Genomic DNA, 14,282 nt, shown 5'->3' with positions numbered 1-14,282 from the left:
GACAAACTGGGTCTAGTATAAACCTGGTTTGTTTTTTTATTGGATATATATTTTTTTTGCAAAATCAATTAAAATCTTTTTAGAGAGGGTGATTCATATTGATTCGAACTTTTATTTTACAAATTCCTTGTCATAGAAGATTAGATAGGAGTTTTTTTAAACTACAAAAGTACATACCTTTATGTGCACGTTGTACAGGCATGCTTATTGGTATTTTAATGTTTCCAATTTATTTTTATATGACACCTTCATTTCTTTTGGCAATCATACTATCATTTTTCGCTCAAATTCCGTTACTTATCGATGGGTTCACCCAAAAGTGGAAATGGAGAAATAGCTCAAATTTGCTAAGAATAACTACTGGTGTATTAAGCGGTAATGGTATGGGATTATTCATTTCCTCTAGTGTTATATGGATATTATCTTAAGATATATAGTAATGGAGGTATTTACATAGATGTTCTGGATTTACTTAATTCTAATTTTTATTTCAGGCGGAAGTGGAATTGGTTTTATGACTCAAAATAACTATACAGAAGCAATAATAGCTTTTGTTATTTGTATACTATTGTTTGGGCTACTGTATTATTATCTTAAAAGAAACAAAAGAAAGAGAAAAGCAGATTGTGACGATTTAGACTGTACGGATTGTTTTGATTGTGATTGTACTTGTTAAATTTTTCTTCCAAATAAAAAGCTAGTGTATTATTAAAAATACACTAGCTTTTTTGCTTTGAAATTTTAAGAAAAGTGTAGGAATACGGCTATTATATAGAGAACTTTAGTTTTGTATATAAAAGGAGGCGTTAGATGTTGGAAACATATGATTGGAACAATAAACTAACATATTTAAAAAACACGAGAGATTTATATTACAACGACGATTATGTAAGCTTTTTAGTAAATACAGTTTGGAAGATTACTAAGCCTGTACATATCGTTGATTACGGTTGTGGATATGGTTATTTAGGGTTAGTATTAATGCCATTACTCCCAGAAGGTTCAAAGTATACAGGTATTGATAGTGGAGAAACATTATTAGCTGAAGCCAGAGAGTTGTTTCGTTTACTTCCGTATGATTCAGAATTTCTTGAAGGAGATGCTACAGAAATTGAACTGAACGATAAATACGATATAGCAATCTGTCATGCTTTCTTATTACATATGACTACTCCAGAAACAATGCTACAAAAAATGATACATTCAGTTAAAAAGGGTGGAAAAATAATCTGTTTTGAACCACATTGGATTTCTAATATGGCTTCTTATTTACTAGATGGGGAGAAACAATCGGAATTTATTCAGCTAGGTGTTTTGCAGAAATTATTTGAAAGTGATACGCAAAGAAATGGTAAAGATGGCAATATAGGCATGAAAATACCGATATATTTAAGTGAATTAGGTGTGAAAAATATTGAATGTAGAGTAAGCGATAAAGTGAACTTTTTAGATTCAAATATGCATCACAATGATAAAAACGATTTGTATCAATCATTAAAAGAAGAGGGGATTGCAGGTGATCCGGGTGATAAGCAACAATTTGTAGAACGTTTAATAGCCAGAGGATTAACATATGATAATGCGCTAGCTCAATATGAAGCTGAACTACGATTTTTCAAGGCATTTCATCTTCATTCTTCTTTAGTATATGCTCCGAATATGAAAATTACATTTGGTGAAATAGAATGTTGAAAGATAGTGATTTATTAAGGATTGCTACCTTCAATATATGGAACCATAATAGTCTTTGGTTGGAGAGATTAGAAGCTATTTGTGAGGAAATTTGAATTATTTCTCCACATATTCTTGCTCTACAGGAGGTTAGAAGTTGTGTTAATTTGAATTCAAAGAAAAATGTTGCACAGTATATAGCGGGTCAAATAGAGTATCCGTTTTGTATATTTAAGGAGTACCCTGATTTAATGAATGAGAAAAATGTCATTTTTTGTTGGTAAGTCGATATTCACCGTATAATCGCCGATATAATTTCATGTACTGTTTTTAACTAACAAAAGATAGGATACACATGTTACGTTATTCTATATAATCAAACAAAATACAGAGAAAGACAATCATTTTTACTATATTTTGTTATAAATTTGAATAATATTAATTAATACCATCCATTATAAGAGATTTTAGTTGAATACATACTATATGGTGTGTAAAATCTAAGCAAGTAGCAGTATAAATATAAATTCGAGGTGAATGCATGCTAGATTTTAAGCAGTTAGAAACTTGTTTAAAAGACAAGAGATTTGTAGATGGATTACAGGAAATAAATAATGAAATTGCATATATAAAAGAAACGAATACTTTATCCTATGTGAAGAATTGGCTTGCCAATATTCCTTCGCATAAGGAGTTCGATATATTAATTCGTCTTACTGATGAAGGGCTTATGCACCAATACAGTTCATTCCTCATTCGTTACGCTTATAAAAAATTCCCAAATATGAGAACGCTCTCTTTATATTGTGATGAGTTAATTGATGAGCGGAAAATTCTTGAAGCAGAGCAGCTGTTAAAAGAAACTTTAGAAGAGAGTAATAAAGAAGAAATAGATGCAGATTTTTTAGCGAAAACATATTTTACGTTAGTACGATGTCTTTTAGAAATGAAACGAAACGAAGAAGCGTTAATGTATATGCAAAAAGCAGAGGAGTACAGTGCACGCGCAGTGTTTGATAAATGGGGCTACGTTTATATGCATACAGGTGAATGGGAGAAAGCGGAAAAACAATTTATTGCTGGCATGCAGCATGAAGATTGTGAAGAGTTATCTACCTATTTATTATCACAATTGTATGCGAATAAAGGAGAACAAAAACGCGCGATACAGTTAATCGATGATGCAATTGTAAAATTCCCACAAGTACCATATTTTCATTTTGAGAAGATAAAGTATTTATTAGATTTAGAGCGATATGAAGAGATGTTAGCGGTAATAGATAACATAAATACTCAGCTGCCGTATCATGCCTATAATACTTACTTTGTACATTTACGTGCAGAAGCACTGTACAAAATGAATAAATTTGCAGATTTACAAAAACTATTAAAAGAAGAAAAGAGTTTAAAAGAATCTTTATATCATAATTTAGAAAAAAATCCGGATGGAAAAAAGGTTCACTTGCCGATAGTTCCTATTGTACAAAAGGATAATTATTGTGTTCCGACAAGTTTAGAGATGATGTTGCGTATATGGGGAGAGAAACGTACACAAGATGAAATAGCAGAGTTTATTTTTGATATGACAGGTTCGAAGTTTTCAGATACTGTTTCTTATTTAGAAGAATTAGGTTATGAATATCGTTATTTTAAAGGGAATGAAGAGAATTATAAGAGACTGATTGACGAAGGAATTCCTGTTTTATTAAGTATAGATATTGAGCATGCTTCACACGTACAAGTTCTATCTGGATATGATGATACATTGCAAGCTTTCTATGTTCAAGATCCAAACTTTATAGAACCAGTTCTTGTGGAATATAGTAAATTACAAGAAAAATATCGTTATACAGGCTGTTTAGCAATCACGTTTGTTCCGAAAGAAAAGAAGGAGCAACTAGCGTTTCTAAGTGAGGAAGAAAATCGTTACTTTAAATCTATTTTTTCTCTTACGGATCATTTAGATGAACATGACAAAGAGGGGATTAGTAACTTAGTACAATTTTTAAAAGAAACGAGTGATAATCCAAATACGTGGTTATATACGATAAAGCACTTAGATGTTGAAGTAGATAAAGAATTTATTTTATATTGTATCGATAAGTTAATGGAAAAGTTTCCGAACTCGGACTTTGTTAAATTGCATGGTGCACAGTGTTTTATTCGTCTTCAAGAAGTAGAGAAAGCGGAGCAAATGCTGACAAGCGTTGAGAAGAAAAATAATCGTGCTTTATATCATTTAATAAATGGAAGATATGCTTTTGAGCAGGAAAGTTATATAGAAGCGATTTCAAGCTTTCGTTCATCGTTACAATTAGACGCAGATCAGCCTATTGCTTGGAGTTTTCTCGCTTTATCCTATATGTATATTGATCAATCTGAAAAAGCATTGCAATACTCTCAAGTTGCGTTAGAGCGTAGTCCTGAAAGGTTCACTTTAACAAATCACGGTTTAATATTAATAGATTTAGAAAGATATGAAGAAGCATATGAAATCTTTAATGACTTGTTAAAAGAGTATAAATATGAAGCGCATGTATGGTATGAACGAGCGAGATGTGCACATCAACTAGGGAAATTATATTTAGCAATAAAAGGGCTTAAAGTAGCGATTCGTTTGGATAGTAATGCACCTTACATTTATACGAAACTTTCGGAAATATACGAATCTGATTTGAAGGATGAGGAAAGTGCGAAAGAAATTTTATTAAACGGTATTGAGAATTGTGATGATAAAGCACCTCTTTACGTAAAATTAGGTGATTATCATTTTCAAAATGATAGCTTGGAAGAAGCAGAAGTATTGTATAAGCGTGCTTTAGAAGAAAATGATGAGGATGTTTATTCTCACTTCGGACTTACACAAGTTTATATGGCAAGAGAACAATATAAGGAAGCAAAAGAATATATACTTGGTCTTGAGAAGCAAATTGAAAAGAGCCAAGATTTCCTCATGAATGCAGGAATGGTTTTATGGGATGCTGAAATTGAACTTGGTGGAAATGAAGAAGGGTTTAAAGTAGCACTATCTAAGTTAGAAAATGGTATAAAGAAAAGTGATTATAATGTAGCAAGTGCGTTAGATGAATATGTGAATCGAATTAAAGGAACGGAATTTGTACAACGAGGTATAGCATTTTTAAGAACGTTACACAAAGAAAGAAATGAAGTAAGTGAGTACGGTTGTTATGCAGGTATTTTATATGAATCTATTGGACAGTACGGCCAAGCGATGAAAAGATATAATAAGGCGATAGAACAAATGGAAACGGCATTACCGTATTACCGAATTGGTGAAACACTTATGGCATTAGGGCAATTGACGGAAGCAAAACAAGCGTATGAAACATGTTTAGAGCTTGATGGGAATTTCGTAGGTGTACATTTACAGCTTGCGGAAATATACGAAAAAGAAGAAAACCGTTCTAAAGAACAAAGTCATATGGTTCAGGCGATGAAAGAAGAGCCGTTGCATATTAATATGGAATATTTAGCACAGCTTTCAGTAGATATGAATCTTCAGGAAGAATTGCTGACTGAACTAGAACAATTAGTGGACGAAGTACCTGAAATATGGCGTTTAGATGCGATTGCATATGTGTACGGAGCGATGAATGAAATAGATAAAGAACAAGCACAGGTTGAATACGCACTACAATTAGATGGTGAGCATATAGAAGTTCTATATCATTATGCAAAAGTATTAGTGAAAAAAAGAAATGTAAAAGCAATTGAAGTTGCAATGAAAGTAATACAAAAAGATTTTGATAATGAACGTATATTTGATGTTTATGTAAAAGCAGTAGAGCAACATAAAAAATTGTCTAACATACGAGATTTTCTTCATACGTTAAAGGTGAAAAAAGCAGAAAGGAGTACAGCATTCATGTATGCTGCAGCTGCGGTTACGGAAATATGGATTGAACGCCAGCTGCATGAACAGCCAAAACGATCTATCATTACGAGAGCTTTTTATCGTATGAAAAATCGTGCGAAAGAAATTTCAATGGTTACTATGATAATTGATTTATATGAAATCTCTTTAAAGTTAAATCCGAAAAATAGTATGGCAGCACAGCGATTTGCGCTATTTTATGAGAATGTAGAGATGAATAAAGAAGCAATAGAGATTCTGCACACGTCACTAGAAAATAAATGGGATTATGACGTAGCGAAGCAACTTGTAAATCTTTTCGTTGAGTGCGAGGAAGAAGATATGTTAAGAGATGCTTTGGAATTAACGAAACAAATGGTTCGAGAACTACCAGATGATTATGATACTCTTCTTCTGCAAGCACAAGTATTCTTTAAAGCAGGGGAAGAAAGAAAAGCAGAAAAGATTATCTTGCAATTAACAGAGCAAACACCGTTTGTAAGTAGAGCATTTCTTGCTTTAGGAGAAATATATCAAAGTCAAGAAAGGTTTGAAGAGGCAATTCATGTATTAGAAAATGCTTCTATACATCATCCAAATGAAACAGCAATTCTTCTTTCTTTAGCATCTTCATATCATGGTGCAGGCCAAACGATAAAGGCAGAAAAAATAACAAATGAAGTATTAATAATTGACGCGAGTGATTTGTTAGCAAGATATGATCGAGCTTGTTATTTAGCACAGTTAAATAGAAATGAAGAGGCGAAGGAAGAGCTTGAATTTGTCCTTCGTGAGGATGAATCGGGATTCTTTGCTGAACTTATTGAGGATGATGAAAATTTAGCAGCATTGCGAGAATTTGAAAAGTAATTGTATAAGAATAGGGAAAAAAGATACGGATATATTTTGAATTAGTTGACAATTAGTTGCTAAATGGCATAAAATAACTTTTAACAAAGTATACAAATCTGAAGACGAGAAAGAGTAAAATAGTGAGCTGTTCTCCAGAGAGCCGGTATATTGCTGAAAGCCGGTGTGCAGACGTTATTTGAAAATCATCTCCGAGGAGCCGAGGCTGAAAGTAAGTAAGCCCGGACGGATGTCTACCGTTACAAAGAACACGTATGATAGTACGTTGCTAAGTGCTATTAGTGAAAAAGCTAATAGAATTAGGGTGGTATCGCGGGTAAACCCGTCCCTACTTTATAGGGACGGGTTTTTTGTGTGCTTTAAAATATTCAAAGGAGTGATTGTATATGGAAAAAGTAGATGTAAAAGAATCAGCTGTAGGAAGAGAAATGCGAATTCGCAAACAGTGGAACGAACAAAATATTTTCGAACAATCAATTCAGAATCGAGAAGGCGCACAGTCTTTCGTATTTTATGAAGGACCACCAACGGCGAACGGACTACCGCATGTAGGTCATGCACTTGGACGAACAATTAAAGACTTAGTAGCAAGATATAAAACGATGGCTGGTTATAAAGTGTTAAGAAAAGCAGGATGGGATACACATGGTTTACCTGTAGAATTAGGCGTTGAGAAGCAACTTGGTATTTCTGGTAAACATGAGATCGAAGAATATGGCATTGAACCATTTATTCAAAAGTGTAAAGAGAGTGTTTTCACATATGAGAAGCAGTGGCGCGAATTCACTGAAAGTATTGGTTATTGGGTAGATATGGATGATCCATATGTAACTTTAAAGAATCCATATATCGAAAGTGTATGGCATATTTTGGGGACAATCCATGAAAAAGGATTGTTATATAAAGGACATAGAGTTTCACCATACTGCCCAAGCTGCCAAACCTCATTGAGCTCACATGAGGTTGCACAAGGGTATAAAACAGTAAAAGATTTAAGTGCAACTGTGAAGTTTAAAGTGAAAGATAGTGAAAATGAGTATTTCTTAGGTTGGACAACGACACCTTGGACACTTCCAGCAAACGTTGCGCTTGCTGTCCATCCAAATATGGAATACGTTAAAGCAAAACAAGAAAGTCATGTATACATTGTTGCGAAAGAACGTGTACAAGAAGTATTAAAAGAGAATTATGAAGTATTATCTGTTCATAAAGGCGAAGAATTATTAAACACATCTTATACAGCGCCATTTCCGATGAAAGAAGTTACAAATGGTTACCGCGTTATTGCAGCAGATTTTGTAACGGGAGATAGTGGTACAGGACTTGTTCATATTGCTCCAGCATATGGAGAGGACGATTATAGAGTTGTTCAAAGTGAAGGATTGTCATTCTTGCACGTTGTAGATGAAAAAGGTGAGTATACAGAGGCAGTACCATTTTTGAAAGGGAAATTTGTAAAAGATTGTGACGTGGATATCGTTCGTTATTTAGCGAAGGAAGGTTTACTGTATCATAAAGAAAAATATGAACATAGCTATCCGCATTGCTGGCGTTGTGATTCACCACTACTTTATTATGCAGGAGAAAGTTGGTTAATCCGAACAACTGCAATTAAAGATACATTTTTACAAAATAATGATTCTGTTACTTGGTATCCGGATCATATGAAACATGGACGTTTTGGTAAGTTTTTAGAAAATATGGTAGATTGGAATATTAGCCGAAATAGATATTGGGGAACGCCATTGAATGTATGGGAATGTGAAAGTTGTGATCATCAGTTCGCACCGAAAAGCATTGCCGAATTAAGAAAGCATAGTACGAAAGAAACACCAGAAGATTTGGAATTGCATAAGCCTTATGTAGATGAAGTGCAAGTCTGCTGCGGGAAATGCGGAGGCACAATGAATCGTACACCAGAAGTGATTGATGTTTGGTTTGATAGTGGTTCTATGCCATTTGCACAATATCATTACCCATTTGAAAATAAAGAGTTATTTGAAGAGCAGTTTCCAGCGGATGTTATTGCAGAAGGAATTGATCAAACACGCGGCTGGTTTTATAGTTTATTAGCAGTATCAGCACTATATACAGGAAAAGTACCGTATAAACGAGTGTTATCACTAGGGCATGTTTTAGATGAAGAAGGGCAGAAAATGTCTAAAAGCAAAGGAAATGCACTAGATCCAGTTGATTTAGTAGATAAATTTGGTGCAGATGCGCTAAGATGGGCTTTACTTGTTGATAGTGCCCCGTGGAATGCGAAGCGTTTTTCTGAAAGAACAGTACTGGAAGCGAAATCTAAATTTGTAGATACATTAGTCAATGTGTATAGCTTCTACGTTTTATATGCAAATTTAGATGAGTATAATCCGAAAGAAACGTATGATGTAAAGCTTACGAAATTAGACGAATGGGTATTATCAAGATTGCATAGTACAACGAAAAAAGTGAGAACTGCACTTGATGATTATCAATTTACGAATGCAGCTCGTGAAATTGCAGCACTTGTAGATGAAGTGAGTAACTGGTATGTAAGACGCTCACGTAATCGTTTCTGGGAATCTGGTATGAACGCTGAGAAAGCAGCTGCGTACGAGACACTTCATGAAGTGCTTGTAACAATTAGTAAATTAATTGCACCATTTACACCGTTTGTCGCGGAAGACATTCATCTAAATTTAGAAGGAAGCAGCGTTCATTTAGCCGATTATCCAGTTGTAAATGAATCACTACTTCAACCAAAATTAGAAGCGGAAATGGATGCTGTTTTACAAGTTGTTGAACTTGGAAGAAGTAACCGTAATCAGCATTATTTAAAAGTAAAACAGCCGCTAGCAGAACTTGTATTACTTGAGCATAACGAGAATGATATGGATTGGGAATCTTATCGTGATATCGTTATGGATGAGTTAAATGTAAAAGCGTTCCATGTTGAACTCGATGAAACAAAATACACATCATATCAATTGAAGCTTAATTTTAAAACAGCGGGGCCAAAATTCGGTAAAAATGTGAATGCAGTGAATGGTTGGCTAAAACAATTATCACAAGAAGAAGTACAAAACTTTGTATCAACAGGAAGAGCAGTTTACGAAGCAACACCAGAAGGAGAAGTAGTTGTAACTGCTGAAGATGTGTTAGTTGAGAAAGTTGCAAAATCAGGATTCTCTAATACGACTAACGGACAATATACAGTTATGTTAGATACGAATGTAACGGAAGAATTGTTACAAGAAGGAGTAGCGCGTGAATTCATTCGTGCGGTTCAAGAATACCGTAAACAGTTGAATTTACCAGTTAATTTACGAGTCGATATTATTCTTGATACAGAAGAAGAACTACAGCGAACGTTAACGAACCATAAAGATTTATTGGAAGAAAACTTACTCGTTAAACAATTTACATTTGGTCACTTAACGAACGAAGATGATGAACTTTCTTTAGGTGAAACAAAACTTAGAATTAAATTAAGTGCAGCTAATTAAAGAAAAAAGGAAGTTGGAATGATTCCAACTTCCTTTTTTGTATGGAGGTAAATTAACTAGCTAATTTCCTCATAATCCATTCGATAGGTCCTCTAGAAAATTTCTTTCTCCATAATACGCTAAACAAAATACTGAAAATGAAAAATACAGTAGCAAATAATAAAACGAAAAGTAGTGTTTGATGTTCCATTCTATTGAATAGAATTAATGTCCCAATCCCGATAAATACATGACTTACATAATGAGTTAATGTTAATTGACCTGTTTGTATAATGGAAGTAACAAACCAATTATTTTCATATTTTTCAGTAATATAGAGGCAAAGTATTAATATAGCAATAGCAGATCCTGTTGCAGATAAAATGTACAATACATTTGGTAAAACGGGTCCTGTATTAAACAAAAATGTAGCAGCTGCTTTGCCAATGTGTGGAATGAAGTAGTACGTGAGCCCTTTTGATAAAAGTTCTATCAGTATGGTGAATGTAATACCGAGCAAGAGCAACCTATCTCTAATCTTTTTATTATGAAGATCTAATCTGCCAATTATCATACCGATTAAGAAGAATGAAAACCATGGGAAAAAAGGGTGATAACCATTAAAGAATAAATTGCGAAGAAAACCGTTAACTGTCCAGAAGTCTACATAGTTTATAAATGGAGTAGGGCCTCCCCAACCTTCGAAAGCATTGAAAGTAAGCTGAAGAGATTGTGCCAAGAGTAGGATAATAATAGATAAGAAGAGTAATGCTTTTTTTCGGACTGTAATGAGTAAGGCAGCAACGAAAAGGTAAACACCATAGTAGTGTAATATATCCCCAGTCCACTCCATTACGTATAAAAGTAATCCTAAAATAAATAAGAATAGTGCCCGTTTCCATATGATCTTTCGGCTATTAGAAATTTTTATTTTTTCATTTCTAGCAACAGAGGATCTAGTCATTAAAGATATTCCAATTCCAGCAAGTATAACAAACAAGGCAGAAGCTCTACCTTCAAAAAGTGACATTAAAGTTATTAAAAATGGGGGACCATTTCCTTCTGCACCTGTTATCACCATAAAATTAACAAGCAGCATACCAAACATCGCCAAGGCCCTAGCAAAGTCTAAGCCGATAATTCGTTTTTTAGTATTCAATTCAATCCCTTCTTTCAAAAATACTGTTTACAGCTTCCATCCATATTTGTCTATAATCTATATCCACATGTAACATCATAAAATTCCCGACATTATCAAGCACTAATGCTAACATATGAGCTTTTGAAACTAGATTTTTATTTTCAATTAATTGCAGCTCATTTGCTTTTGTAAGGAGTGATTCAAACCCTTGTAAATATTCTGTTTGCACAGTTAGTAATCGATCTTTGTACATATCATTTCTTGAAGATAGTAATAAATATTCTTGCAACACACGATTAAAATAAGGATCGTTCTGCTGTTCATCAATTATTTTGAATCCAATTTCAATGCATTTCTCAATAAAATTTTCTTTCGTAAACTCTTCTGTATGGAAGAAGGAAGAAAACTGCATCGCAGCACATAATTCTGTGAAAATACATTCGATTAATGCATCTTTAGATTTAAAGTAATAATAAATGGACGGTTTAGCAATTCCGACTTCTTCAGCAATCATAGAATAGGTCGTTTTAGTAATGCCATGTCCGGCAAACAGTCGATAGCTTGCTTCCATAATTGAAGAGAGTGTTTCTTCACTTTTGCTCATAATAAAGCCTCCTACAAAAAGGTTATATAAATCGTATCATTCATAAATATTTTTTTCAACCTACCGTTAGGTAAAAAATATCCTGTTTTTTACAAAGTAATTTAAAAAGGTTAAGAGTTATGGAAATACTTTAGAAATATATTTCTAAAGTATTGTGTTCACTTTACACATAAATATTGAGAAAATTTCACTTACCCTAAATAGAAAGGTAATAGAAGTGTTCATAGAGAATTACTCGTAGATTCAATTTTTATCCATCCGTTTTGCGGGGAATGATTGCCTAGTGGTAATGGGATAAGGTTGAGCTACTTTATTAGGGGGAGTGGTTCTATGTTTAATAAAAAAATGGTGGCAATGGCAATGACCGTGCCGTTAGTAATGGGGACGATTTCTACGGTTTCGGCATTGGAAAAACAACAGCAAGTAAAGTTAGAAGCTTATTCGCCACAGAAAAAAGCAACTGAATATTTAAAAGAAAATGCTGCGCAGTATGGATTGAAAACAGATCTTTCAGACTTGCAATATATTTCTACAACAGAAACATCAGTAGCTTCATATGTTAGGTTCCAACAAGTTGTTAATGGTGCACCTGTATTTTCAAAACAAATAACAGTTACTCTTAACGGAGAGGGAAAGGGAGTACTCGCTGTTTCTGATTATCAGCCTGTTACAGGTGTGAAGGAAGTAACGACAAAAATTAGTGAAAAAGATGCAATACAAAAATCAATGGCGTATGTTGGAGAAGCAAGTGAGCAAAATTTATGGGCTCCTACAGATAAAGAGTTCGGATATATTGTTGAAGAAGGAATTGCTCGTCCAGTATATAAAGTTGTAGTCCATTCTAATAATCCATTTGGTGCATGGGAAACATTTATTGATGCAGAAAATGGAAAGTTAATTAAAAAGGTTGATATAAACCGAAAAGCTGAAGGGTCAGGAAAAGTATTTTTACCTAACCCAGTCGTATCTAGCGGTAGTAAAGTAGGCTTAAAAGATAATAACGATGCAGATTCAACAGCTCTAACGAACCAACTGAAAACTGTTACGTTAAAAGGTTTAGATGGAACAGGATTTTTAATTGGAGAATATGTAACGATTTCTTCAAAAGCGAAAACAAAATCTACGAATTTACAATTTAACTATACACGCGCAAATGATAGCTTTGAAGATGTTATGTCGTACTATCATATCGACACATTGCAACGTTACATTCAAAGTCTAGGTTTTAAAAATATTAATAACCGTTCGATAAAAGTGAATGTTAATGGTACAACTGATGATAACTCATTCTATTCTCCATCAACAAAAGCTTTGACTTTCGGTACTGGCGGTGTTGATGATGCAGAAGATGCTGGTATTATCGCACATGAATATGGGCATTCGATTCAAGATAACCAAGTTCCTGGCTTTGGTAGTTCAGCAGAAGGTGGAGCGATGGGAGAAGGATTTGGGGACTTCTTAGGTGCTACATATGAAGATGCAGTATCGACTACTGGATATGGTAAAGCATGTGTTGGAGAATGGGATGCGACAGCTTATTCTAGTTCAGATCCAACATGCTTACGCCGATTAGATAATAATAAAGTATATCCGAAAGATATAACGAATGAAGTGCATGATGATGGTGAAATTTGGGCTCAAGGCCAATACGAAATGGCACAAGCTTTTGGCCGTGATGTAGCAACAAAAATCATTTTACAATCACACTGGTCATTAACACCAAACTCTAAATTCAGTGATGGAGCGAAAGCGATTAAGCAAGCGGATGCTCTTTTATATGGCGGACAACATGCTGCTGATATTGATCGCATTTGGGCAGCGAGAGGCATTAGTACGAATTAATATAAAAAGTCGTGGCGTTTATAAGCCACGACTTTTTAATTTGCTTACGAACTGGTACTAGTAAATAAAGCTATATCAATGATAGTGTGAATATATCCGTATCCCATTTATTTTTTAGCTTCTTTAAAAACAAAATGCTCTTTAAATTTTCTAGACTCAACTTTTTGACCATTTCTCATGGAGCGGAAAGGGTGTTCTTGCCATGTAATAATTACATCAACCTCATCCGCTGTTGTAGCAACAGGTAAATTAGCGTGTTCAAATCCAGTTTTTCCACTTGCCAAACGACTTTCCTTTAGGGAAAAGAGTTCATATTTCGTTTTCTTATTTGGTTCGTTGCGGAATACTTCGACGTTTACATTATATACTTCATTATTCCCGACATTCTTTACTGAAAAATGATATGTTTGAAATTCATCTTTTTTAGCTTGAAGCATATTCTTGTTTGTTTTTTTCGGTTTATCAATATTCACTTGCCATTGATCAGAGTTTTGAGAGATTGGTAAAGATTTTGGTGAATAGGCATACGTTTCGTTTACTACAATTAAGCAAAACAAAAGGAGAAAGAAACTAATTGCTTTTTGCATAAACACACCTCGCTTTAAAATTTTTATTAATATGCGTAAATGAATTAGTTTTTATGTAAAAATTGGAAAATATTAAAGGTGTAATTTTGGATTTAATACATAAGAATATGTATTACAAAATTAACTTTTCACACTTTAGAAGAATCTAGGAGTTAGAAAATCAGAATGTTTTAAAAAAGGCTTGCATTTTATAAAGTAAGGAGTTAGAATACTCTGTAAATATAAA

The 14,282-nt window shown here is 33.9% G+C and carries 9 protein-coding genes and 2 other annotated features (1 of these 11 only partly in view); of the genes, 6 read left to right on the top strand and 3 right to left on the bottom strand.

Annotation, left to right across the window (positions count from 1 at the left end; translation table 11 throughout):
* The first annotated feature begins 98 nt into the window (after positions 1-98).
* From ACTFN4_RS18945 to ileS, 5 genes are all read left to right on the top strand, one after another.
* Positions 99-428: a DUF2085 domain-containing protein gene (locus tag ACTFN4_RS18945; RefSeq protein ID WP_000621474.1), complete on the top strand. Its 330-nt coding sequence runs from the start codon at positions 99-101 to the stop codon at positions 426-428.
* 29 nt (positions 429-457) lie between these two features.
* Positions 458-676 carry a hypothetical protein gene (locus ACTFN4_RS18940; protein WP_000498606.1) on the top strand — a complete coding sequence of 73 codons (219 nt, stop codon included), beginning with the start codon at positions 458-460 and terminating at the stop codon, positions 674-676.
* 137 nt (positions 677-813) lie between these two features.
* Positions 814-1,692 carry a class I SAM-dependent methyltransferase gene (locus ACTFN4_RS18935; protein WP_048656812.1) on the top strand — a complete coding sequence of 293 codons (879 nt, stop codon included), beginning with the start codon at positions 814-816 and terminating at the stop codon, positions 1,690-1,692.
* A gap of 520 nt (positions 1,693-2,212) precedes the next feature.
* Positions 2,213-6,415: a tetratricopeptide repeat protein gene (locus ACTFN4_RS18930; RefSeq protein WP_439962674.1), complete on the top strand. Its 4,203-nt coding sequence runs from the start codon at positions 2,213-2,215 to the stop codon at positions 6,413-6,415.
* Between the two features lie 92 nt (positions 6,416-6,507).
* Positions 6,508-6,748 (top strand) — a binding site (T-box leader).
* 53 nt (positions 6,749-6,801) lie between these two features.
* Positions 6,802-9,903, top strand: a complete 3,102-nt coding sequence (gene ileS, locus ACTFN4_RS18925) for an isoleucine--tRNA ligase (RefSeq protein ID WP_439962673.1) — start codon at positions 6,802-6,804, stop codon at positions 9,901-9,903.
* Between the two features lie 52 nt (positions 9,904-9,955).
* Here the strand turns inward: ileS and ACTFN4_RS18920 are convergent, their stop codons facing one another.
* Complete coding sequence (locus ACTFN4_RS18920) at positions 9,956-11,041, bottom strand: DUF418 domain-containing protein (protein WP_001093114.1); 1,086 nt, start codon at positions 11,039-11,041, stop codon at positions 9,956-9,958.
* A gap of 1 nt (position 11,042) precedes the next feature.
* Positions 11,043-11,627 (bottom strand): TetR/AcrR family transcriptional regulator, encoded by a 585-nt coding sequence (locus ACTFN4_RS18915; protein ID WP_406904054.1) that lies wholly within the window; start codon positions 11,625-11,627, stop codon positions 11,043-11,045.
* A 330-nt stretch (positions 11,628-11,957) separates the two neighbouring features.
* On the opposite strand from ACTFN4_RS18915, the gene ACTFN4_RS18910 reads away from it, so the two are divergent.
* Positions 11,958-13,469 carry a M36 family metallopeptidase gene (locus ACTFN4_RS18910; protein WP_000482273.1) on the top strand — a complete coding sequence of 504 codons (1,512 nt, stop codon included), beginning with the start codon at positions 11,958-11,960 and terminating at the stop codon, positions 13,467-13,469.
* Between the two features lie 107 nt (positions 13,470-13,576).
* Here ACTFN4_RS18910 and ACTFN4_RS18905 read toward each other — a convergent pair whose 3' ends face one another.
* Positions 13,577-14,056 (bottom strand): hypothetical protein, encoded by a 480-nt coding sequence (locus ACTFN4_RS18905; protein WP_439962672.1) that lies wholly within the window; start codon positions 14,054-14,056, stop codon positions 13,577-13,579.
* A 222-nt stretch (positions 14,057-14,278) separates the two neighbouring features.
* Positions 14,279-14,282: a binding site (T-box leader), on the top strand; it runs 210 nt beyond the window's last position.

Source organism: Bacillus cereus group sp. MYBK95-2, from assembly GCF_051915225.1.
GTDB lineage: Bacteria > Bacillota > Bacilli > Bacillales > Bacillaceae_G > Bacillus_A > Bacillus_A cereus.
This window is presented reverse-complemented; position numbering and strand designations above follow the sequence as displayed.